The organism is Paenibacillus sp. FSL R5-0887 (genome assembly GCF_038002305.1).
In the GTDB taxonomy this organism is placed as follows: domain Bacteria; phylum Bacillota; class Bacilli; order Paenibacillales; family Paenibacillaceae; genus Paenibacillus_AQ; species Paenibacillus_AQ odorifer.
The window spans coordinates 2681729-2705500 of record NZ_JBBOCE010000002.1; the positions used below are offsets into that span (position 1 = coordinate 2681729).

Here is a 23772-nt window from a genome sequence, read left to right on the forward strand (position 1 = left end):
GAGAGGAGCAGGGGCCTTTTTTGCGTGGATTACAACTAAACGTTTCATTTTTAGAAAAAAATTCGGATGATCTGCTAATATATAGCTATAGATATTTATTACTATATTTGAAAGGAAACCCTTCCTGTGAAGAGAGAAACGATATTGTTAGTAGACGATGAGAAGGAAATTGTAGAACTGTTAACGATTTATCTCTGTAATGAAGGCTATAGACTGCTTAAGGCTTACGATGGAATGGAAGCGCTGGAATGTCTGCAGAAAGAGGAAGTTGATCTAATTATTCTTGATGTCATGATGCCTAAAATGGACGGGCTAGCTGCATGTATGAAGATCCGTGAAGAGCGGAAAATGCCAATTATCATACTATCAGCCAAAAATACAGATATGGACAAAATCTCCGGCCTGAGCCTCGGGGCAGATGACTACGTGGGCAAGCCGTTTAATCCTTTGGAGATTGTGGCACGAGTAAAATCACAGTTGCGCCGTTATCACGGATTTAATAAGGATAGTAATACGTTGGGAAACGACAGCAAACTAAGCTTTGAGGATCTGACTATAGATACGTCTAAGCATGAGGTGTATGTAGACCAGCAGAAGATTAAACTGACTCCGCGGGAATTCTCTATTCTAGAGCTTTTAGCGAGACACCAAGGTCAAGTGCTTAGCTTGGAGCAAATTTACAATAAGGTATGGAATGAACCCTTTTTAGATGGCGGTAACACAGTGATGGTACATATTCGTAATCTCCGAGACAAAATCGAAATCGATTCGAAACGCCCACGTTATATACAAACCGTCTGGGGAGTTGGCTATAAATTAGACGGACCTTCCTGAAAGGATTAGGTGAGGCTTCTTGAATTCTAAATATATAACGACGATTCGCTGGAAGTTTATGTTTGCTTTTTTGCTGAGTGTGCTTTCGGGCGCTTTGCTGCTCATGGCAGGGTACCAACTCGTCAACTTTATGATCTATCTAAATCCGGCTTCAGAGTCGGCTCCCTATTCACGCATACTGCGCTGGATTATTAATCATATTGGCTCTATGCCACTAATGACAGCAGCGGGTATTATCAGCTTTTTATTATTCTTTTTTATCTACACTCGTAAAGTTGTGCTGTATCTGGAAGAGATCACAAAAGGGATTCGAGAAATTACAAGCTCCGGGATGTCCCATAGAATTGAAGTCAGAACCACGGATGAGCTGGGTGTGCTGGCTGAGAATATTAATGAAATGGCTGAGCGTTTGCAGCACTCCATAGAGGAGGAACGTAAAGCTGTAAATGCGAAAAATGACTTGATCACAGGTGTTTCCCATGATTTACGCACCCCGCTCACCTCTGTCTTGGGCTTTTTGGAATACATCGAACAAGATCGATGTCAGGAAGAAGCGGAAATCCGGTATTACGTGGATATAGCCTACAACAAATCCCTGGTGCTGCGTAAACTGATCGATGATCTTTTTGAATACACACGTGTAAATAGTGGAGAGTACCCTTTGGTTATGCAGAGATTGGATTTGAAGGCCTTCATACGGCAGCTGGCGGAGGAGTCAGTTCCTGAACTAACAAAGGCGGATATGATCTATGAAATCGAGGACGTTGCTGATGAGTTATGGATAGAGGCTTCGCCTAAAGAATTAGTACGTGCTTATGAAAATTTGATTACTAACGCGATCCGTTACGGCAGAAGCGGCGGGAAATTGGAGATAGGTTTCAGTAAAAAGGAAAATGATGCTGTGGTCCGTATTAGCAACTTCGGAGAGAGGATTGCGGAAAGTGATATCCCTTTTATTTTTGAACGATTCTATCGGGCAGAAAAGTCGCGTTCACAGCATACAGGCGGCTCAGGGCTTGGACTTGCGATTGCCAAAAGTATCATCGAACGCCACAATGGCGTTATTTATGTAGAAAGTACATCTCTTCGCACGGATTTTATTACCCGTTTCCCATTCTTCATAGAATCTTAAGAAAACTCTGGCGGGTTCTTAAGATTTGGAAGTTATCCTTGTGGCACAAGGAGGAACTACCATGCCAAAACTTCGGACGGTTCGTATCAGCTATTTATATATTTTTATGGGTTGTGCTCTTTTGAGTGCTGCCTTTCTTTTTGTTGTCCAGCGGGCTGTCGCTTTGCTGTATTCTCATTATTCGGGTCAACCAGGAGCCTTTTTTGTCCGGCTTATTCATTGGGTTATTAATCATATGGGTCAAACCCCTAGTGCCATCCTTCTATTTATTCTAGTCTTCGGTGGGCTGTATGTTCTTCGTTCACAGAAAATGGCTGATGATTTGCGCTCGCTAGTGGTGGGAACCACGGAGCTGGCAGATAAAGGAGTCGCCCAGAACATCAAGGTTCTCTCTGGAGGAGAAATAGGTGAAATTGCTGCTAACCTCAATCGAATGCAAAGAATAGAAGTTCCTGATAGAGGTGCAAGCTCAAATCGGATAGAGGACACACCAGCAGTAGCTTTATTAATAAGGACTAGGGCGATACTTCGCACTCTCCGTGAGGTTGAAGAGGATGGGGCGGAAGTACATACACTTCTTGCAGCAGCGAATGATGAAGTACGCAGTATGGAGCGGTTCCTGGAGAACCTGATTATCGAATCATGAGCAGATGGAATGCACGCACCCGGATATTGCGAGTAGGGTACCTATTATTTGATGTGAGTGTTATTAGTACGGTATTGGCGCTTTTGATTTTGTTTTATGTATACCAGTATGGGGGGATTGTACTTAACCGGCATGAGGATAGGCTGCAATTGCCAGAATCAAGCCTCATCACAGCTTCAGATGGAACAGTTATACGAATGACTCCGCTACCGAGCTCGGGTTATAGGCTTACAGCAGAGCTTGAGGAGATGCCGGCTTTATTAATAGATACCTTTTTAACAGTAGAAGACCGCCGTTTTTATAGCCATCAAGGGGTCGATTATAAAGGGATATCACGCGCGTTCTTAAAAAATATCTTGGACATGAGTTTATCAGAAGGTGGCAGTAGTATTACTCAACAGCTTGCTCGCAATCTTTATTTGAACAGAGATAAGAATATGCTGCGCAAGTTAAATGAAACCTCTATTGCTTTTGCCTTGGAGCAGCGACTGACGAAACGTGAGATTTTGCAGCTGTACCTCAATCAGATTTATATGGGGCGGGGACAATATGGAGTAAAAGCAGCAGCGAAGCGTTACTTCGGCGTGTCTGATCTGAAAAAATTGGAGATCTGGCAAATAGCCACTCTGGCGGGAATCCCTAAAGGCCCCTCTATTTATAACCCAGTAGACAATAGTGCATTATCCAAAACGAGAAGAAATCTAGTGCTAAAGATGATGTTCAATCAGCGACTAATCACGTATGAGCAAATGCAGGAAGCTATGAATAAACAATATCAGTCTCCAGCTGCGGTCGAAAATGGGGTTGCCGGAGTGTATTATGTGGATGCAGCCCTTAAGGAAGCGGCTCAGATCACAGGGGAATCCGTAGAGGAGCTTCGTACAGGCGGCTACACTATAGTTACAGGTTTGAACATCAAAGCACAGCAGGCACTTGAGCAGGCCGTTCTCAAAGAGGCTTCATTTCCACCTGACGGAAAAGATCAGCAGGTAGAAGCAGCTATGACCATAATGGATCATCGTACAGGAGAAGTAGTGGCATTGATTGGTGGGCGAGATCAAAACGAGGGCAATTTGAACAGAGCTATTATTGATGCACGTCAGCCGGGTTCCAGCTTTAAGCCGATCATTGATTATGGACCTGCACTCGAGAGCGGGAAATTCAACCCGAATAGTATGCTGTCCGACCGTAAAGTTGCTTATGGCAGCTATAAGCCTGAGAACTTGAACGGTATATACCAAGGTCAGGTCACAATGAACACAGCTTTGCAAAAATCCATCAATGCACCAGCCGTATGGGTATTGAAGCAGGTTGGAATCTCTTCTGCGCGGCAATTTGCCGCCAAATTAGGAATTGTACTGACGGAGGAGGACAATCATTTATCAATAGCTTTGGGGGGGCTTCATAATGGGGTTTCTCCACTAAAAATGGCCCAGGCCTACAGTGTCTTTGCTAGTGGAGGAAAATTTAATGCGGCTCATATGGTGCGCTCCATAACGGATTCAAAAGGGAAGGTCTTGTATACTCATCCCTCTGAATCACGTCAGGTAATCTCGCCGCGTACCGCAGAAGCGATGACGGCTATGTTACGCAATGTTGTTAATGAAGGAACAGGGAAAAAAGCGCAGATGAACAGACCAGTAGCGGGAAAGACCGGTACGACCCAATTGGACTTGGCTGGCGTGAGCAAGAAAGCTAATCGGGATCTTTGGTTTGTAGGCTATACTTCGGAGTGGACAGCTGCGGTATGGATGGGTTTTGATCGTACGAATCAGGATAATTACATGACTGAAGGCAGCGGGAAGGCTGCCGCTCTATTTTCTACAGTAATGAGTAAAGCCTTAAGTGATCATTGAGAAGTTATTGCGCCGCCCATTCTTCTAATTTCTCATCTCTAGGAAGCAGCAAGGCAAGAAACCCAAGCAGCGGGAGGAAGCCGCAAGCGATGAACACTTTAGCAATCCCGATACTATCAATGAGGTTGCCGAGGACTAATGAGCCGATCCCGCCGAGTCCAAAAGCAAGTCCCGTGATCAGACCTGAAACTGTGCCAATGTTGCCCGGATATAGCATTTGAGCATAAATGACGGTAACAGAGAAGCTGGACAGAAGGATGAAACCGCCAATCAGCAGCAATACAGCCGCCCATAATGGACCTACAAAGGGTAGAGCAAGTGCAAAGGGAACGGTTCCTACCATTGATAGTAAGATGAGATTACGCCGTCCAAAACGGTCAGCCAGCGGACCTCCAAAAAATGTGCCCACTGCGCCAGCAGCCAAATACATAAAAATATAGATTTGGGCTTTATCCAGCGTCATTTGATATTTGTCCATTAGATAGAAGGCGTAGTAACTGCCGATAGAAGCGCCATACCAAGACCTAACAAAGACTAGGAATACAAGAATAATCGTTGCTGTTCGTATACTTTTTCGGCGGGTGGGGTCGATTGCTCGTGCTGTTGATTTTTTATGAAAGGTATAACCGGCATCTAGCATTTCTCTATACCAGCGAGCTACATAGGTCTGAACAGCGATTCCGGCAGCCGCGACGATCGTGAAGCCTAGGGCACCAATCTGGCCAAAGGGGATGAATACCCATTTCGTAAGCATTGGACCCAGGGACTGGCCAGCATTGCCGCCCACTTGAAAAATAGATTGCGACAATCCCTTTCGCTGACCTGCGGCCATATGAGCAACACGCATACCTTCTGGGTGGAAGGTGGCTGAACCGAATCCGATCAGGATAACCGAGAATAAGACCAGAAAATAGCTATTGGCATAAGCCAATAGAAGTACACCTAAAAATGTGCTGCACATACCCAGTGGTAATAATATAGGACGGGGTTTACGGTCTGCAGCATATCCAATGACGGGTTGGATTACTGATGACGTCATATTTAAAGCGAATGAGATCCATCCAATCTGGGCGAAAGAGAGCAGTAGATTATCTTTGAGAATAGGGAAGATTGCTGGAATGACTGCCTGTATAGAATCATTAAATAAATGAACAAAACTGACAGCTAACAAAATTTTATAAATCGTTGCTTGCTGCAAATTACGCTGCTCCTTGTCCTTGCTGTCTACCTTGGATGCAGCGTCTGTAGGTTTGGTCTCCATTTTGACTCCTCTCTGTACTGATAGTTAAAAGGTAAGATTGGCGAATACGATAAATTCTATTTAGCCACAAATAATGGATGAATGGTATCAATTTGTGTTGTATCGAAGTTATTTATACGAATGATTTTTTTATTTCAAAAAAAGCTTGCAAACTCAATGACAGCATGGTATATTATCTCTTGTGCTTACGACGCATCGCACATACGAAACACAAGCGATGAAGAAATAAGTTGACAATATAGAAACAAACATGATATACTCTAATTCCTGTGCAAGAGACATTGAATGTCGAAATGCTAGGAGCAAGTTCTTTGAAAACTGAACAAATGGAACACGTTAATTTTTAAAAAGATTCAATTAATGAATCGTCAGTTTCAAAATGAGCATATCGCTCTTTTCAATACTAATTGGAGAGTTTGATCCTGGCTCAGGACGAACGCTGGCGGCGTGCCTAATACATGCAAGTCGAGCGGAGTTATTTTGAAAGCTTGCTTTCAAAATAACTTAGCGGCGGACGGGTGAGTAACACGTAGGCAACCTGCCCTTCAGACTGGGATAACTACCGGAAACGGTAGCTAATACCGGATAATTTCTTTTTTCTCCTGAGAGAAGAATGAAAGACGGAGCAATCTGTCACTGAGGGATGGGCCTGCGGCGCATTAGCTAGTTGGTGGGGTAACGGCCCACCAAGGCGACGATGCGTAGCCGACCTGAGAGGGTGAACGGCCACACTGGGACTGAGACACGGCCCAGACTCCTACGGGAGGCAGCAGTAGGGAATCTTCCGCAATGGGCGAAAGCCTGACGGAGCAACGCCGCGTGAGTGATGAAGGTTTTCGGATCGTAAAGCTCTGTTGCCAGGGAAGAACGTCCGGTAGAGTAACTGCTACCGGAGTGACGGTACCTGAGAAGAAAGCCCCGGCTAATACCACTACGTGCCAGCAGCCGCGGTAATACGTAGGGGGCAAGCGTTGTCCGGAATTATTGGGCGTAAAGCGCGCGCAGGCGGCTATTTAAGTCTGGTGTTTAAACCTTGGGCTCAACCTGAGGTCGCACTGGAAACTGGGTGGCTTGAGTACAGAAGAGGAAAGTGGAATTCCACGTGTAGCGGTGAAATGCGTAGATATGTGGAGGAACACCAGTGGCGAAGGCGACTTTCTGGGCTGTAACTGACGCTGAGGCGCGAAAGCGTGGGGAGCAAACAGGATTAGATACCCTGGTAGTCCACGCCGTAAACGATGAGTGCTAGGTGTTAGGGGTTTCGATACCCTTGGTGCCGAAGTTAACACAGTAAGCACTCCGCCTGGGGAGTACGGTCGCAAGACTGAAACTCAAAGGAATTGACGGGGACCCGCACAAGCAGTGGAGTATGTGGTTTAATTCGAAGCAACGCGAAGAACCTTACCAGGTCTTGACATCCCTCTGAATCTGCTAGAGATAGCGGCGGCCTTCGGGACAGAGGAGACAGGTGGTGCATGGTTGTCGTCAGCTCGTGTCGTGAGATGTTGGGTTAAGTCCCGCAACGAGCGCAACCCTTAACTTTAGTTGCCAGCAAGTAATGTTGGGCACTCTAGAGTGACTGCCGGTGACAAACCGGAGGAAGGTGGGGATGACGTCAAATCATCATGCCCCTTATGACCTGGGCTACACACGTACTACAATGGCCGGTACAACGGGAAGCGAAGCCGCGAGGTGGAGCCAATCCCATCAAAGCCGGTCTCAGTTCGGATTGCAGGCTGCAACTCGCCTGCATGAAGTCGGAATTGCTAGTAATCGCGGATCAGCATGCCGCGGTGAATACGTTCCCGGGTCTTGTACACACCGCCCGTCACACCACGAGAGTTTACAACACCCGAAGTCGGTGGGGTAACCCGCAAGGGAGCCAGCCGCCGAAGGTGGGGTAGATGATTGGGGTGAAGTCGTAACAAGGTAGCCGTATCGGAAGGTGCGGCTGGATCACCTCCTTTCTATGGAGAATCGTTCTCTGCAATGAGAACATTCAAATCGGAAGTTTAACTTCCACAACCAATTAACGTGTATCCATTTGTTCGGTTTTGATGGAATTTGCGGGGCCATAGCTCAGCTGGGAGAGCGCCTGCCTTGCAAGCAGGAGGTCAGCGGTTCGATCCCGCTTGGCTCCACCAACAAACTTCATCTATTTGTTATGTCTATACACTTGATCCTTGAAAACTGGATACCGAAACGAATTTGCGTTTTAGAACATCTTTTAGCAACTTGTGCAAACAAGTAAATGTTATTAGTGAGATTTTTCTTCGGAAGAATCAAGGTTAAGCTAATAAGAGCACACGGAGGATGCCTAGGCGCCAGGAGCCGACGAAGGACGTGGCGAACAACGAAACTGCCTCGGGGAGCTGTAAGCAAGCTTTGATCCGGGGGTGTCCGAATGGGGAAACCCAGCTGTGGTAATTCGCAGCTACTCATTTCTGAATACATAGGAAATGTAGAGGCAGACCAGGGGAACTGAAACATCTAAGTACCCTGAGGAAGAGAAAACAATAGTGATTCCGTCAGTAGCGGCGAGCGAACGCGGAACAGCCTAAACCTAAGAGCTTGCTCTTAGGGGTTGTGGGACGTCTCACATGGAGTTACAAAGGAATATGGTAGGTGAAGAGGTCTGGAAAGGCCCGCGATAGAGGTAAAAGCCCTGTAACCTAAACTGTGTTCTCTCCGAGACGGATCCCGAGTAGTGCGGGGCACGTGAAACCCCGTATGAATCCAGCAGGACCATCTGCTAAGGCTAAATACTACCTGGCGACCGATAGTGAAACAGTACCGTGAGGGAAAGGTGAAAAGCACCCCGGAAGGGGAGTGAAATAGAACCTGAAACCGTGTGCTTACAAAAAGTCAGAGCCCTATTAATGGGTGATGGCGTGCCTTTTGTAGAATGAACCGGCGAGTTACGTTTAACATGCAAGGTTAAGCCGAGAAGGTGGAGCCGCAGCGAAAGCGAGTCTGAATAGGGCGAATTAGTATGTGGACGTAGACCCGAAACCGTGTGATCTACCCCTGTCCAGGGTGAAGGTGCGGTAACACGCACTGGAGGCCCGAACCCACGTACGTTGAAAAGTGCGGGGATGAGGTGGGGGTAGCGGAGAAATTCCAATCGAACTCGGAGATAGCTGGTTCTCCCCGAAATAGCTTTAGGGCTAGCCTCGGTATAAGAGTAGTGGAGGTAGAGCACTGATTGGGTGCGGGGTCCGCAAGGATTACCAAGCTCAGTCAAACTCCGAATGCCATATACTTATTGCCGGGAGTCAGACAGTGAGTGCTAAGATCCATTGTCAAAAGGGAAACAGCCCAGACCATCAGCTAAGGTCCCCAAGTGTGTGTTAAGTGGGAAAGGATGTGGAGTTGCACAGACAACCAGGATGTTGGCTTAGAAGCGACCACCATTGAAAGAGTGCGTATAGCTCACTGGTCGAGTGACTCTGCGCCGAAAATGTAACGGGGCTAAACACACCACCGAAGCTATGGCTAGATACGTATGTATCTGGGGTAGGGGAGCGTTGTGTAGGGGTTGAAGGTGTACTGAAAAGAGCGCTGGACACTACACAAGTGAGAATGCCGGTATGAGTAACGAAAAGATCAGTGAGAATCTGATCCGCCGAAAGCCCAAGGTTTCCTGAGGAAGGCTCGTCCGCTCAGGGTAAGTCGGGACCTAAGGCGAGGCCGAAAGGCGTAGTCGAAGGACAACAGTTTGAAATTACTGTACCACCGTAATCCGCTATGAGCGATGGGGTGACGCAGGAGGGTAGTGACGCGGACTGATGGATGTCCGTCTAAGCAGTGAGGCTGATGTGTAGGCAAATCCGCACATCATTAAGGCTGGGCTGTGATGGGGAGCGAAAATTGTAGTAGCGAAGGTCATGATCTCACACTGCCAAGAAAAGCCTCTAGCCAGGAGAAGGTGCCCGTACCGCAAACCGACACAGGTAGGCGAGAAGAGAATTCTAAGGCGCGCGGAAGAACTCTCGTTAAGGAACTCGGCAAAATGACCCCGTAACTTCGGGAGAAGGGGTGCCCCGGTAGTGTGAATAGCACGAGGGGGCCGCAGTGAAAAGGCCCAAGCGACTGTTTAGCAAAAACACAGGTCTGTGCGAAGCCGCAAGGCGAAGTATACGGGCTGACGCCTGCCCGGTGCTGGAAGGTTAAGGGGAGTGGTTAGGGGTAACCCGAAGCTATGAACCGAAGCCCCAGTAAACGGCGGCCGTAACTATAACGGTCCTAAGGTAGCGAAATTCCTTGTCAGGTAAATTCTGACCCGCACGAATGGCGTAACGACTTGGGCGCTGTCTCAACGAGAGATCCGGTGAAATTTTAATACCTGTGAAGATGCAGGTTACCCGCGACAAGACGGAAAGACCCCATGGAGCTTTACTGCAGCTTGATATTGAATTTGGGTACGATCTGTACAGGATAGGTGGGAGCCGTAGAAATCGGAGCGCAAGCTTCGGTGGAGGCGCCGTTGGGATACCACCCTGATCGTATCTAGGTTCTAACCTAGTACCCTTACCGGGTACGGGGACCGTGTCAGGCGGGCAGTTTGACTGGGGCGGTCGCCTCCTAAAGAGTAACGGAGGCGTTCCAAGGTTCCCTCAGAATGGTTGGAAATCATTCGCAGAGTGCAAAGGCATAAGGGAGCTTGACTGCGAGACCTACAAGTCGAGCAGGGACGAAAGTCGGACTTAGTGATCCGGTGGTACCGCATGGAAGGGCCATCGCTCAACGGATAAAAGCTACCCTGGGGATAACAGGCTTATCTCCCCCAAGAGTCCACATCGACGGGGAGGTTTGGCACCTCGATGTCGGCTCATCGCATCCTGGGGCTGAAGTAGGTCCCAAGGGTTGGGCTGTTCGCCCATTAAAGCGGTACGCGAGCTGGGTTCAGAACGTCGTGAGACAGTTCGGTCCCTATCTGTCGTGGGCGCAGGAAATTTGAGAGGAGCTGTCCTTAGTACGAGAGGACCGGGATGGACGTACCGCTGGTGCACCAGTTGTTCCGCCAGGAGCATGGCTGGGTAGCTACGTACGGACGGGATAAGCGCTGAAAGCATCTAAGCGTGAAGCCCCCTCAAGATGAGATTTCCCAATTAGTAAGACCCCTTGAAGACGACGAGGTAGATAGGTTGGAGGTGGAAGTGCAGCAATGCATGGAGCTGACCAATACTAATCGGTCGAGGGCTTATCCTAAAAATACCCCAAAAAGTGAAGAAGAAGCTGCGAAGCTAATTCCGAATACTTTCCGGGGGCCCCGAAGAGATGACGGGCGACGCAAATTCAATTCGGATTCAGTTTTCAGGCATCAAGCCTGTAACACGCTTAGGAATTCATTGTCACTTCTGGTGATGAACTGAATTTCACGCGGCGGCGTCTGTTTCACAGACGCATGTTTGGTGGCGATAGCGGAGGGGTTCCACGCGTACCCATCCCGAACACGACCGTTAAGCCCTCCAGCGCCGATGGTACTTGGACCGAAGGGTCCTGGGAGAGTAGGACGTTGCCAAGCACAAATAGACCACTGTTGATAACTCGACAGTGGCTTTTTTGCGTCTATTATAGATTGTGGAAAACTTGTGGATAATTCATTGGAATTTACAGAAAACTTACGCACATGTGGATAGATGATTAAAAGGCAAAAAATCACCAAATGGTGTGGATTAAGTACATATTTATGTAGATCTGTCAACAGAAAACCTAAGTAATACACGGGTTGCTGTGGATATAGTCATATTTATGTGGATAGAGGGATTGATAAGTGGATAATTATTTTAACTTGAATAGAACAAGATTACAAGACTATTTTTAAAACTGCCTAAGGCTGTGGATAACTGAAAAAAGTTCGAAAAATATCCTTATAATTCGCACACAATACACTCTCTTGTTATACTAACCATAAAAGTAAATTCATAAATGATGAGGTGAGTTTTGTGGATATCAGACAATTGCACTCAGAAGAGTTTGATCTAAGCATGGATTTATCTGAATATGCTTTTCAATACAAGCTGCCTAGTGAGAAAAGGGCGAATGCTAAGGAAAGATTTAAAGCAGAACGCGTATGGGGTGCTTTTGAAGAAGGTACTTTGGAAGCTAAACTTACTCTTCTTCCGTTCGAAGTGTACATACAAGGTAGATTAGTACCTATGGGAGGGCTCGCAGGGGTAGCGACATGGCCAGAGAATCGCAGACAGGGGCATGTGGCAAAGCTCCTGGCGCATACGCTGCAAACGATGAATGAGGCGGGGCAGACATTATCTTTTCTGCATCCGTTCCTGATCCCCTTTTATCGCAAATTTGGTTGGGAAGTTTATTGTGAATATAAGAAATACTCCATTCCTGTTGCCAAGTTTCCCAAGAAGGTTGAAGTTGAGGGCAAGGTAAGACGTGGTGTTAACGATATCGAAGTATTGGACAACTTATACAATCGTTTTGCAGTTAGATATAACGGAACACTTAAGCGTGATTTGGACTGGTGGGAGAGCTCTGTTCTGGATGATGAAGGTCAGACTGCGGTATTTTATTCACAGCTTGGGGAACCTGAAGGATACGTACTATATAAGATAGAAAATAGAGAGCTGGTCATTGATGAATTTGTGTTTTTGAACGAACAGGCCCGGCAGGGGCTGTGGACATTTCTTGCGAATCACGATTCGATGGTGACCGGTGCATCGCTAAAACTGGTGCCATCCGATGATATGTTACCCTTTTTGCTGCCTGATCCGCGTATAGAGCAGGAGAATTATCCTTATTTTATGGCGCGTATTGTTAATGCTAAAGCATTCGTGGAGAGTTATTCTTTTAAGCGTCACAACAGTCAGAAGAAACAGGTTATCTATATTGAAGATAAATATGCCCCATGGAATGACGGGTTGTGGGAATGGACTGTCTCCGAAAAGGGAGCAGCAGCTTTCTTGCGTATAGAGGGTGAACGGGATGCAGCTGACTTAAGCTGTGAGATTGGTACGCTGACGATTCTAATGTTTGGATATAAACGCCCGGCAGAGCTGGCTCGTTATGGACGTGTGACTGGTAATCCGACGGCTCTGGAATGGCTCGAAGAAATCATACCGCAAGCTGAAACAGCACTTTTTGATCATTTTTAGAAAATAATTAGGCTCTCCCCTTCGAAAGAAGCTGGGAGAGTTCTTTATTTCCGAATACATTCGCTGAAAAAAGTGAAAAATAAGAGAATCCTCTTGGAATTAGCACAGAATATGTTATAATATTAAAAAGTCAAAGAAAGTCAAAGTCAACGCACCTGATGACATACAGTGCGATCCTCTGAATTCGTGAAGTTTTCTTCAGACTTATATGAATGAAGTTCACTAATGAATGTCATTAAGGATGCGGGCCGTAAGCGATATTATGAAGCTTTAAAGAGCACTGGAGGATGAGTGATGCGCAATATCTCTGATATTATTGAACAATATCTGAAGAATATTTTGCATGAAAGTCCCGAAGGTACGGTGGAAATCCAGCGAAATGACCTGGCGGACCAGTTCTCATGCGTACCGTCACAGATCAATTATGTTATTAGTACACGCTTTACACTGGAAAAAGGCTATGTGGTGGAAAGTAAGCGTGGTGGCGGGGGATATATTCGTATTCAACGTTTTGAATTGCCGCCCAACGTGGCACTGCATGCCCATTTAAACCATACTATAGGTGGCGGGATAGATCAGAACGCTGCCGAAGGGTTGATTTATCAACTGGAGGAAGCTGGTTTTCTAAGCAAGCGTGAGGCGTGTCTTATGCGCGCTGCTGTTTCTCGGGATTGCCTAACGGTTAAGATTCCATATCGGGATGAGATTCGGGCCAAGATTATGAAGGCGATGTTAATCTCTTTGTTAGGCAAATAATTGTCAATCATAAGGGAGGGGCTTTCGCTTATGCAATGTCAGGAATGTGGCGTCAAGCCAGCAACACTCCATTTCACCAAGATCGTGAATGGAGAGAAGACAGAATTTCATATCTGCGAGAGCTGTGCGCGGGAGAAGGGTGAACTGATCCCGGGAACTGCTGGAGGATTCTCCATTCACAGCTTGCTGTCCGGTCTGCTTGATCTTGAAGGGGCCGGTAAGGAAAAGACGGCTGCTACGAAGACTACGCAGAGTCTGCAATGTGAGAATTGTGGGATGACGTACTCGCAGTTTAGCAAATTGGGTCGTTTTGGCTGCAGCTCCTGTTATAAATATTTTAACAGTGCACTGGACCCGCTCTTTAAACGGGTGCATGGCAGCACTTCGCATGTAGGCAAGATTCCTAAACGTGCTGGAGCACAAATTGTGTTCAAGCGGCAAATTGATGAATTGAAGCTGGAATTACAGCAAAGTATCGCACAGGAGGAATTCGAAACTGCGGCAGAGCTGCGGGATCAAATTCGCCAACTTGAAAAAGAAATGGCACAAGAGTAAAGTCTTTGATATATAGGGGGGATATGACATGTCAAGTCTCCGATTTACTGAACAAGCGCTTAGTGATTGGATGCGCTCGGGAGGCAGTCACTCCGAGATTGTAATTAGCAGCCGTATGCGTATTGCACGTAATTTAGAGCATCTTCCATTCCCTATGCTTGCTTCCTTAGAGCAATCGGAAGAAGTATTAGAGCTGCTGGCCCCTGTGTTTCATGGGGAAACTGCTGCCGAATTCGGATCTTTTCAACTAATAAAGCTTGCTGAAGTGAATGAACTGGATAAAAAGGTATTGGTCGAGAAACATCTCATCAGTCCTAATCTGGCTAATGATTCACGTGGCGCAGCTGTGATATTAAATGAAGATGAGTCGGTTAGCATCATGATTAACGAAGAAGACCATCTGCGGATCCAATGTCTGTTCCCGGGTCTTCAGGTAAGAGAAGCATGGGAACGTGCGACAGCCATCGATGATATCTTCGAATCGGCTGTGAATTACGCTTTTGATGATAAAAGAGGATACTTGACCAGTTGTCCCACCAATGTGGGTACAGGGCTGCGTGCCTCAGTAATGCTGCATTTGCCAGCACTAGTAATGACCCAACAGATCAATCGCATATTGTCAGCAGTGAACCAAGTGGGATTGACTGTAAGAGGAATTTATGGTGAGGGCAGCGAAGCAGTAGGGAACATCTTTCAAATTTCCAATCAGATTACTCTCGGTCAAACGGAAAGTGAAATCATCGAGAACCTTCACAGTGTAGTCACCCAGATTATAGAGCATGAACGAAATGCCCGTGAAAGGCTGCTTGTAGATTCCGCTTTGAGAATTACAGACCGAGTGAAAAGATCTTATGGGATTTTGTGTTACGCTGCTCTAATGGAGCTTAAAGAATCCGCACAACGGCTGTCTGATGTGAGACTTGGGGTTGACCTTGGCATACTGGAAGGCCCTTCGATTTCCGTGCTTAATGAGCTTAACGTTAAGACACAGCCAGGATTTCTGCAAAAAATGTTCGGTGACGAGATGAACGCCACTGAACGGGATATGTATCGGGCGAAACTGCTCCGAGAAACACTGGGAACACAACATTAATATAGATATTTATTATTCATGGAGGTGCAGGAGATATGATGTTTGGAAGATTTACGGAACGCGCACAAAAAGTGCTAGCGCTAGCGCAGGAAGAAGCTGTTCGTTTAGGACACAACAATATTGGCACAGAACATATTTTGCTAGGACTTATTCGTGAAGGAGACGGCATTGCTGCTAAAGCATTAATCGCTTTGGGTCTGGGTCTTGAAAAAATCCAGGACGAAGTGGAGACACTGATTGGCAGAGGCCAAGAACAACCTACGAACATTGCTTATACTCCTCGCGCCAAAAAAGTAATCGAGTTGTCGATGGACGAAGCCCGCAAGCTGGGACATACGTATGTCGGCACTGAGCATATTCTGCTAGGACTTATTCGTGAAGGAGAAGGTGTCGCGGCTCGTGTGCTTAATAACCTCGGCATCAGCTTGAACAAAGCTCGTCAGCAAGTGCTTCAGCTTCTGGGAAGCAGCGAGGCTGCATCCAGTCATAGCGGAACACCTGCTAATGTCAGCACACCTACTCTAGACGGTCTAGCACGCGATTTGACGGCTTATGCCAAGGATGGAAACCTGGATCCAGTTATCGGTCGCAGCAAGGAAATTGAACGTGTTATTCAGGTACTGAGCCGCCGGACGAAGAACAACCCGGTGTTGATAGGTGAACCTGGGGTTGGTAAAACAGCTATTGCTGAAGGCTTGGCCCAAAAAATCATTAATAATGAAATTCCAGAAACACTGCGCGACAAACGCGTAATGACGCTCGATATGGGCTCGGTAGTGGCTGGTACTAAATATCGCGGCGAGTTTGAAGACCGCCTCAAGAAAATCATGGATGAGATTCGCCAAGCGGGGAATATCGTACTCTTTATCGATGAGCTTCATACGCTGATCGGTGCTGGTGGCGCAGAAGGTGCTATTGATGCTTCCAACATTCTTAAGCCGGCTTTAGCCCGCGGAGAACTTCAGTGCATCGGTGCGACTACGCTGGATGAATATCGTAAATACATTGAAAAAGATGCAGCTTTGGAGCGTCGTTTCCAACCGATTACGGTGGATCAGCCATCTCCAGAAGAAGCGGTACAAATTTTATTTGGACTTCGCGATCGTTATGAAGCACATCACCGTGTGAAAATTACGGATGAAGCTATCGTGGAAGCTGTAAAGCTGTCTGATCGTTACATTCCGGATCGTTTCCTGCCGGATAAAGCCATTGACCTTATCGATGAAGCAGGGTCTAAAGTAAGGCTTCACTCTTACACTATCCCGCCAAATCTGAAGGAACTAGAAATGCGCTTGGATGATATCCGCAAGGAGAAGGATTCTGCTGTTCAGAGCCAAGAGTTTGAGAAAGCGGCTGCCCTGCGTGATACGGAGCAAAAAATCCGTGAAGAGCTTGATACGACTAAGAACCAGTGGAAAGAAAAACAAGGACGCACCGATTCTGAAGTTACACCTGAAGATATCGCACAGGTTGTTGCAAGCTGGACGGGAATCCCTGTAAGCAAGCTGAAAGAAGAAGAGACCGACCGTCTGCTTAACATGGAAGCTCTGCTGCATGAACGAGTGATTGGTCAGGACGAAGCTGTTAAGGCTGTCAGCCGGGCATTGCGCCGGGCGCGTGCGGGTCTTAAAGATCCGAAACGTCCAATGGGCTCCTTTATCTTCCTCGGTCCTACGGGTGTAGGTAAAACTGAGTTGGCTCGTGCGCTTGCTGAAGCCATGTTCGGCGATGAGAATGCGGTCATCCGTATTGATATGTCGGAATATATGGAGAAGCACTCCACATCCCGTTTAGTTGGTGCCCCTCCTGGATATGTCGGCTATGAAGAAGGCGGCCAATTAACAGAGAAGGTACGTCGTAAACCATACTCGGTAGTACTGCTTGATGAAATTGAAAAAGCACATCCGGAAGTATTCAACATTTTGCTGCAAGTGCTTGAAGATGGTCGCCTCACCGACTCCAAAGGCCGGGTAGTTGACTTCCGCAATACACTTATCATTCTGACCTCTAACGTAGGCGCACAGGCAATCAAGAAGAATTCAACGCTTGGATTCACGGCTGTGCAAGATGCAGGAGCAGAATACGGCAATATGAAGGGCAAGGTTATGGAAGAGCTCAAGAAGAGCTTCCGTCCAGAGTTCTTGAACCGGATCGACGAAATCATCGTCTTCCACTCACTCGATGAGAAACATATCGCTGAGATCGTTACGTTGATGTCTGATGAGCTGCGCAAGCGCCTGCGTGAATATGATGTTGATTTCGTACTCACGGATGCAGCGAAGGCCTTCTTGGCTAAAGAAGGTTATGACCCAGCCTTTGGTGCACGTCCATTGCGCCGGGCAATTCAGAAGCATATTGAGGACCGTCTTTCTGAGGAATTGTTGAGAGGAAATATCCAAAAGGGTGATTCCCTCAATATTGATGAGGTCGGCGGAGAACTTGTGGTGACTAAAGTGGACGCTCCAGTAGCGCCAGCGCTTGAAAAAGAAGTAGAATCCGAATAAAATAAACAAGGCTTTCGCTCCTTATTTATAGAGGAGCGGAAGCTTTTTTTATTGGAAATAGATCAATTTAAAATATACATTTAATGCAAATACCGAATGACCTTTCGTTAAAGGGGTAGAAATGGTAAACTTTCATTAGAAGAAAATGATCCGAATTGTAAACAGTTCGGACCGTAAGGAGAACAAATGGCTAAAGCAAAAACAAAATTTTTTTGCACCGACTGTGGATACGAATCGCCAAAATGGTTCGGGAAATGCCCAGGGTGCCAGGCTTGGAACTCCATGGTGGAGGAAACGGAAAGCGTAGTCAAAACACAGGGAATGAATGCCCCTATTTTTCATAGTAAAGAAAAGGCACAGTCGATCATAAGTATAGAAAGTGACAAGGAACCGCGCATACTGACAGGTATAGGTGAGCTTAACCGTGTTCTCGGTGGGGGGATCGTACCAGGATCGCTGGTACTAGTAGGGGGAGACCCAGGAATCGGTAAATCTACGCTCTTATTACAGACCTCGCACGCCCTTACAACACAGGGATTGCGAGTACTGTATATCTCGGGCGAAGAATCGGTAAGGCAAACTAAGCTGCGCGCGGATCGCCTCGATGCGTTGTCAACGGAGCTTTATGTACTATGTGAGACAAATATGGAAAGCATAGAAGAAGCGATCGAACAAATCCAGCCACAATTTCTTGTCATCGATTCTATTCAGACCGTATTTATGCCAGAAGTAACGAGTGCGCCAGGCAGCGTGACCCAGGTTCGGGAGTGTACGACAAGATTTATGCGTATCGCTAAGATTCGTGGAATTGCAACAGTTCTCGTTGGTCATGTTACCAAGGAAGGGGCTATTGCTGGACCACGGATGCTTGAACATATGGTGGACTGCGTGCTGTATTTTGAGGGTGAGCGGCATCATACGTATAGACTTTTGCGGGCTGTAAAAAACCGCTTTGGCTCTACGAATGAAATCGGCATTTTCGAAATGGGTGAAGCGGGGCTTACCGAAGTAGAGAATCCATCGGAGCTCTTTTTATCGGAACGTCCGCTTGGCGTGGCTGGTTCTACTGTGGTGGCAAGTATGGAGGGAACTAGACCTGTGCTTGTAGAACTTCAGGCACTTGTTGCTGCCACCCACTTCCCTTCCCCACGGCGAATGTGCACAGGCATGGATCACCAGCGGATGGCACTTATTATCGCTGTACTCGAGAAACGGATGGGCATGTTCCTGCAGAATCAGGATGCATACCTTAATGTTGCCGGGGGAGTAAAGCTGGATGAACCGGCGATTGATCTAGCTGTAGCTATTAGTATCGCCTCCAGTTTTCGTGATATTTCAACAAAACCTTACGACGTTTTCTTCGGAGAAGTAGGACTTACCGGTGAGGTAAGAGGCGTTTCGCGCGCGGAAATGCGCGTTAAGGAGGCCGCAAAGCTTGGCTTCCGGCGGGTGATTATGCCTGAAAAGAGCATGAAGGGATGGAAGCACCCGCAAGATATCCAGATTATTGGCGTCAGTACCGTAGCAGATGCACTATCGGTCGCGTTAGATTAGGGGGCACAGGGATATGAAAGAATATAACCAATTAGAGAATATGAATGATCTGCTCAGACTGGCGGCACCGGGTACACCTTTTCGGGAAGGTTTGGAGAATGTGCTGCGCGCTAAGACAGGGGCACTTATTGTCGTAGGGTACAGTCCTGAGGTGATGGACGTAGTGGATGGCGGATTCTCCATTAACTGCGATTTTTCGCCCAATTATTTATATGAGCTAGCTAAAATGGACGGAGCTATTATTCTAAGTGAGGATTTAAAGCGTATATTGTATGCTAATACACAACTTATACCGGATTCCTCTATCTCATCCATCGAGACGGGGATCCGTCACCGGACCGCGGAGCGGGTAGCGAAGCAAACGGGTAAGCTGGTGGTTTCCATTTCACAACGCCGCAATATCATCACGCTTTATCAAGGCTCGATACGTTATGCACTCAAAGAGATCGGGGCTATTTTGGCAAAGGCTAACCAAGCGATTCAGACACTCGAGAAGTATAAAGCAGTGCTCACGCAAGGACTGACGAATTTGTCAGCTTCAGAATATGAGGGCATTGTTACCGTTGCTGAAGTAGTGGGCGTTATCCAGCGTGTAGAGATGGTTTTGCGCATAAAAATGGAGATCAAACGCTATATCAACGAATTGGGCAACGAAGGACGCCTGATCAGCATGCAGATGGAAGAACTGGTTGGAAATACAGAGGAAGAAGCATGGCTTCTATACAGAGACTATGCTAAGGAAGAGCAGGAAGATAAAATCCGTGAAATTATCGCTGGTCTCAAACGGATAAGCGATGATGATCTGATGGATGACAACCATATTGCCCGTATATTGGGTTATTCTTCTACGGCAATTACCTCTGAAGAAGTGGTGACTCCACGTGGTTATCGCCTGCTTAACAAAATTCCGCGGCTTCCGAATGTGATCATTCACAATCTGGTGGAGCGGTTTGAAATGCTGCCTAATTTGATGTCCGCAAGCATAGCTGAATTGGATGAAGTGGACGGAATTGGGGAGGTGCGGGCCCGTAATATTCAGGATGGGCTCAAACGTTTACAGAAGCAAGTTCTTATTGACAGGCAAATGTAAATAACATACAATCACGTAATATTGGGGACGTTAAAGGCCAAAGTTAGAAAATTGAGGTGAAGAAATGATACAAAAATCAATTCCGAGTCTTTTTACGATAGGTAATTTGATGCTCGGAATGTTTGGTATCATGATGGCGTTTGACGGTAAGATTAGCATGGCCGCTATCATGGTTATTATTGCTATGCTGTTAGACGGCTTAGATGGTCGAGTAGCTCGCGCTCTAAAATGCGAAAGCGAATTTGGCAAGGAGTTGGACTCCTTATCTGATGTCGTTTCTTTCGGAGTCGCACCGGCCGTTATTTTGTACGTCTCAAGCCTGCAGGATTTGAACTCTGCATTAGGCTGGACAGTAACTGCGATTTTTCCGGTGTTTGGTGCTTTGCGCTTAGCCCGTTTTAATGTTCGTCCGGGGGTTCCGGGTTATTTTATCGGTTTGCCAATTCCTGCTGCAGGTGGTGTACTGGCCACATTAGCTCTTTTTAATAAAGATGTTTCGGCTCCGTTTATGATCGTTGCTACACTGCTCTTATCCTATTTGATGGTCAGCACTGTTAAATATCCTAATTTTAAAAAGATTGGATTGCCGAAAAAAGCGGTGGTTGGAGCGCCAGTGGTTATTGTTGTTGCAGTGGCTGTAGCTGTTGTGTTCCCAGAGCAAATCGCTAAGCTGATCTTTGTCTTACTTGGAATTTATGCATTATACGGCTTTAAGCAAAATATTGATCGGTTGACAGCCAGACGCCGTCATCGTCGTCGTAGCCGTTCAGAGGATAAAGTGTATCATTCCAAGAACGGTTAATCGGTCCAAAAGGTAAGGTAACTGAATAAATTATGACCAAAGGTTTTGTCTTCCCTGGGGGATGGCAAAGCCTTTTTGCATTTCCAGCGCTACCCCAAGTTTATCGTCTTGAAAATTGGAACATACTGGTGAGGAATAGATCCATTTAGGATGAATAAAAAGGAGGTGCGTTAGGTTATGTGGAAAAAAGTGATTTTGTCTTTTGCCTTAATATGTGGTGCTTGGTCAGGTTTTTCGCTATACCATGCGCTCGAAAGAGGATTCCCCAAGGGGATGGAAAAGCTGGGTGAAAGCTTACCTGTAGAAGGAAGCATTTTATTTACGGTGCTGGGTGCCATTATTTTTTTGTTTGCGGGGTCTTTATGCGCGGAATGGGGAGGTTCAAAACTGCGGGAGGCGGTTCACTACTGTTCGCGTATTCCGATGAATGAATTAGCTGCAAGTGCAGCTGGGCTAACAGGGGGGCTTCTGTTATCTCTCCTGTTATACCCTGCAATGATCTGGCTTGGGAAAGCTGGGCAGCTGCTGCAAGTGCCAGCTACGTTAGCTTTTGGATATCTGGGGCTGCGGATCGGTTTGGAGAAAAAAGAGGAGCTAGCTGCACTGTGGACATCTGGACGCTGGGGTCAAGCGGCTGAGCCGGAAGGCCGCGGGCTTGAGGAACATAAAATCCTCGACACAAGTGTTATTATCGATGGAAGAATCGCTGACATTTGTAAGACGGGATTTATTGAGGGAACCATTGTCATACCTGAATTCGTGCTTGAAGAGCTCCAGCATATTGCTGATTCTTCGGATCTGTTGAAGCGGAACCGGGGACGGCGTGGGCTTGATATTCTCAATAAAATTCAAAAAGAGCTTGATGTGAAGGTATTGATCTATGAGGGAGATTTTGAAGAAATCTCTGAGGTTGACAGTAAGTTAGTGAAGTTAGCGAAGGTATTGCAAGGTAAAGTAGTCACTAATGATTTCAACTTAAATAAGGTTTGCGAATTGCAGGGTGTTTCCGTTCTGAATATTAACGATCTGGCGAATGCTGTGAAGCCTGTAGTGCTGCCTGGTGAGGAAATCGTAGTTCAGGTCATTAAGGATGGCAAAGAACATGGGCAAGGGGTAGCCTACTTAGACGATGGAACGATGATTGTTGTAGAAGGCGGACGTGAATATATCGGGACTACGATGGAGGTTCTGGTCACTAGCGTGCTGCAAACTTCGGCTGGCCGAATGATATTTGCTAAGCCAAAACTTTTGGAAAAAGCGCAATAAGTGAAGATAAAGTGTATGGGGACTGTCCTATGGGTTGGAAATGCCCGCCAAACACGTTATGATGGGATTATACGTGAAAGACAGGAGCCAGATTAATGTCAAACAGTGTGGGCGTCGTCATTGTGGCGGCAGGCAGAGGAACGCGAATGGGAACTGCGGAGAGCAAGCAATATTTGTTACTGCAGGGGAAGCCGATTATCGTTCATACGCTGGAGGTATTCCAGCAGCACGAATTGATCTCTGAAATCGTGCTCGTAACCGGTGAAGAGGATATTGAACGCTGCCGGGAATGGATACAGCTCTATAAGCTGGACAAGGTTAAGGCTATAGTAACTGGTGGATCTGAGCGTCAGCATTCCGTACATAAAGGGTTGTTGAAACTTACGACACAGTGGGTAATGGTACATGATGGTGTTCGTCCGTTTGTACAGCCAAATGAAATTGAGGCTTGCTACGAACGAGCGAAGCAGATGGGTGCTTCGGTTCTTGCTGTACCCGTCAAGGATACGATCAAACAGGTGGATAATGAAGGACAAGTACTGTCTACGCCGGATCGGCGAAGTCTGTGGGCGATTCAAACCCCGCAGACTTTTCGTCTTTCTGATTTGCTGGAGGCTTATGCAGCGGCGGAGCGGGATGGCTTTCTGGGCACCGATGACTCCAGCTTGGCGGAGCGTGCGGGGATTCCGGTTTCTGTGGTAGAGGGAAGCTACAGAAATATTAAGATTACGACACCTGATGATTTGGATTATGCAGAATTCACAGAAAGAAACAGGGGAGAGGGACAATCATGATCGCTGTAGGACAAGGATTTGATGTGCATCAGCTGGTAGAGGGCAGGCCTTGTATTATTGGGGGAGTTACGATTCCTTACGAAAAAGGATTGCTTGGGCATTCCGATGCAGATGTGCTGCTGCATGCAGTTAGTGACGCGATTCTAGGCGCACTTGGACTTGGTGATATTGGCAGACATTTTCCGGATACAGATCCAGCCTTTAAGGACGCAGATAGCTTGAAGTTATTAGAAGAGGTATGGGCACTTGCTCGTGAGCGAGGATATAAGCTGGGAAATATCGATTCAACGATTATCGCCCAAAAGCCTAAGATGGCTCCGTACATTCCACAAATGACCGAGATTATCGCACGTGCGCTTAATGCCGACCCGTCCAAGGTGAATGTTAAAGCTACTACAACTGAGCAGCTTGGTTTTGCCGGACGCGGCGAAGGAATTGCCGCACAATCTATTGTCTGTCTACTCCAAGATGTGATATCATCTTGAGATGGTCTAAGTAGTAAATTAAG

At 46.8% G+C, this 23772-nt stretch carries 16 protein-coding genes, 1 tRNA gene and 3 rRNA genes; 19 read left to right on the forward strand and 1 reads right to left on the reverse strand.

Going from position 1 to position 23772, the window contains the following annotated elements:
• Positions 1-126 precede the first annotated feature (126 nt).
• From MKY14_RS29570 to MKY14_RS29585, 4 genes are all read left to right on the forward strand, one after another.
• Positions 127-834, forward strand: a complete 708-nt coding sequence (locus MKY14_RS29570; RefSeq protein WP_036678667.1) for a response regulator transcription factor — start codon at positions 127-129, stop codon at positions 832-834.
• A gap of 19 nt (positions 835-853) precedes the next feature.
• The gene (locus tag MKY14_RS29575; protein ID WP_076099628.1) at positions 854-1966 is read left to right on the forward strand and encodes a sensor histidine kinase; all 1113 of its coding nucleotides are present in this window, start codon (positions 854-856) and stop codon (positions 1964-1966) included.
• A gap of 61 nt (positions 1967-2027) precedes the next feature.
• Complete coding sequence (locus MKY14_RS29580) at positions 2028-2612, forward strand: HAMP domain-containing protein (protein WP_076099627.1); 585 nt, start codon at positions 2028-2030, stop codon at positions 2610-2612.
• Positions 2613-2665: 53 nt separating this feature from the next.
• On the forward strand, positions 2666-4468 hold the full coding sequence (locus MKY14_RS29585) for a transglycosylase domain-containing protein (RefSeq protein WP_340978009.1): 1803 nt from the start codon (positions 2666-2668) through the stop codon (positions 4466-4468).
• A gap of 4 nt (positions 4469-4472) precedes the next feature.
• Here MKY14_RS29585 and MKY14_RS29590 read toward each other — a convergent pair whose 3' ends face one another.
• On the reverse strand, positions 4473-5729 hold the full coding sequence (locus MKY14_RS29590) for an MFS transporter (RefSeq protein WP_340978011.1): 1257 nt from the start codon (positions 5727-5729) through the stop codon (positions 4473-4475).
• A gap of 404 nt (positions 5730-6133) precedes the next feature.
• On the opposite strand from MKY14_RS29590, the gene MKY14_RS29595 reads away from it, so the two are divergent.
• The 15 genes from MKY14_RS29595 to ispF all read left to right on the forward strand — a co-directional run bounded on the left by MKY14_RS29595 (position 6134) and on the right by ispF (position 23749).
• Positions 6134-7696, forward strand: a 16S ribosomal RNA gene (locus tag MKY14_RS29595).
• A 101-nt stretch (positions 7697-7797) separates the two neighbouring features.
• Positions 7798-7873, forward strand: a tRNA-Ala gene (locus MKY14_RS29600).
• 142 nt (positions 7874-8015) lie between these two features.
• Positions 8016-10940, forward strand: a 23S ribosomal RNA gene (locus MKY14_RS29605).
• A gap of 199 nt (positions 10941-11139) precedes the next feature.
• A 5S ribosomal RNA gene (gene rrf / locus MKY14_RS29610) occupies positions 11140-11256 on the forward strand.
• Together the 16S, 23S and 5S rRNA genes with 1 tRNA gene alongside form the textbook arrangement of a ribosomal RNA operon.
• A 421-nt stretch (positions 11257-11677) precedes the next feature.
• Positions 11678-12850, forward strand: coding sequence for a GNAT family N-acetyltransferase (locus MKY14_RS29615; RefSeq protein WP_340978012.1), 1173 nt, complete (start codon positions 11678-11680; stop codon positions 12848-12850).
• A gap of 294 nt (positions 12851-13144) precedes the next feature.
• Entirely contained in the window at positions 13145-13606 is a 462-nt protein-coding gene (locus tag MKY14_RS29620; RefSeq protein ID WP_036680465.1) for a CtsR family transcriptional regulator, read from the forward strand.
• Between the two features lie 30 nt (positions 13607-13636).
• Positions 13637-14161 (forward strand): UvrB/UvrC motif-containing protein, encoded by a 525-nt coding sequence (locus MKY14_RS29625; RefSeq protein ID WP_036680467.1) that lies wholly within the window; start codon positions 13637-13639, stop codon positions 14159-14161.
• A gap of 28 nt (positions 14162-14189) precedes the next feature.
• Positions 14190-15254: a protein arginine kinase gene (locus MKY14_RS29630; protein ID WP_036680469.1), complete on the forward strand. Its 1065-nt coding sequence runs from the start codon at positions 14190-14192 to the stop codon at positions 15252-15254.
• A gap of 35 nt (positions 15255-15289) precedes the next feature.
• Entirely contained in the window at positions 15290-17758 is a 2469-nt protein-coding gene (gene clpC / locus MKY14_RS29635) for an ATP-dependent protease ATP-binding subunit ClpC (RefSeq protein WP_036680471.1), read from the forward strand.
• 186 nt (positions 17759-17944) lie between these two features.
• Complete coding sequence (radA, locus tag MKY14_RS29640; protein WP_036680472.1) at positions 17945-19312, forward strand: DNA repair protein RadA; 1368 nt, start codon at positions 17945-17947, stop codon at positions 19310-19312.
• 13 nt (positions 19313-19325) lie between these two features.
• Positions 19326-20402, forward strand: coding sequence for a DNA integrity scanning diadenylate cyclase DisA (gene disA / locus MKY14_RS29645; protein ID WP_036680475.1), 1077 nt, complete (start codon positions 19326-19328; stop codon positions 20400-20402).
• A 64-nt stretch (positions 20403-20466) separates the two neighbouring features.
• A complete protein-coding gene (pssA, locus tag MKY14_RS29650; RefSeq protein ID WP_036680477.1) occupies positions 20467-21204 on the forward strand; it encodes a CDP-diacylglycerol--serine O-phosphatidyltransferase in 738 nt (245 codons plus the stop codon).
• Positions 21205-21381: 177 nt separating this feature from the next.
• On the forward strand, positions 21382-22470 hold the full coding sequence (locus tag MKY14_RS29655; RefSeq protein ID WP_036680481.1) for a PIN/TRAM domain-containing protein: 1089 nt from the start codon (positions 21382-21384) through the stop codon (positions 22468-22470).
• 95 nt (positions 22471-22565) lie between these two features.
• Positions 22566-23264: a 2-C-methyl-D-erythritol 4-phosphate cytidylyltransferase gene (gene ispD, locus MKY14_RS29660; protein WP_076130021.1), complete on the forward strand. Its 699-nt coding sequence runs from the start codon at positions 22566-22568 to the stop codon at positions 23262-23264.
• A complete protein-coding gene (gene ispF / locus MKY14_RS29665; protein WP_036680486.1) occupies positions 23261-23749 on the forward strand; it encodes a 2-C-methyl-D-erythritol 2,4-cyclodiphosphate synthase in 489 nt (162 codons plus the stop codon). Before ispD ends, ispF begins: the two co-directional genes overlap by 4 nt.
• The last annotated feature ends 23 nt before the right edge of the window (positions 23750-23772 follow it).

What these genes read in the sequence shown, in the direction of transcription:
- MKY14_RS29580 (WP_076099627.1), top strand. Translation starts at nt 2,028, where the DNA reads ATGCCAAAACTTCGGACGGTTCGTATCAGCTATTTATATATTTTTATG.
- MKY14_RS29590 (WP_340978011.1), bottom strand. Translation starts at nt 5,729, where the DNA reads ATGGAGACCAAACCTACAGACGCTGCATCCAAGGTAGACAGCAAGGAC.
- MKY14_RS29620 (WP_036680465.1), top strand. Translation starts at nt 13,145, where the DNA reads ATGCGCAATATCTCTGATATTATTGAACAATATCTGAAGAATATTTTG.
- MKY14_RS29625 (WP_036680467.1), top strand. Translation starts at nt 13,637, where the DNA reads ATGCAATGTCAGGAATGTGGCGTCAAGCCAGCAACACTCCATTTCACC.
- MKY14_RS29630 (WP_036680469.1), top strand. Translation starts at nt 14,190, where the DNA reads ATGTCAAGTCTCCGATTTACTGAACAAGCGCTTAGTGATTGGATGCGC.
- clpC (WP_036680471.1), top strand. Translation starts at nt 15,290, where the DNA reads ATGATGTTTGGAAGATTTACGGAACGCGCACAAAAAGTGCTAGCGCTA.
- radA (WP_036680472.1), top strand. Translation starts at nt 17,945, where the DNA reads ATGGCTAAAGCAAAAACAAAATTTTTTTGCACCGACTGTGGATACGAA.
- disA (WP_036680475.1), top strand. Translation starts at nt 19,326, where the DNA reads ATGAAAGAATATAACCAATTAGAGAATATGAATGATCTGCTCAGACTG.
- pssA (WP_036680477.1), top strand. Translation starts at nt 20,467, where the DNA reads ATGATACAAAAATCAATTCCGAGTCTTTTTACGATAGGTAATTTGATG.
- MKY14_RS29655 (WP_036680481.1), top strand. Translation starts at nt 21,382, where the DNA reads ATGTGGAAAAAAGTGATTTTGTCTTTTGCCTTAATATGTGGTGCTTGG.
- ispD (WP_076130021.1), top strand. Translation starts at nt 22,566, where the DNA reads ATGTCAAACAGTGTGGGCGTCGTCATTGTGGCGGCAGGCAGAGGAACG.
- ispF (WP_036680486.1), top strand. Translation starts at nt 23,261, where the DNA reads ATGATCGCTGTAGGACAAGGATTTGATGTGCATCAGCTGGTAGAGGGC.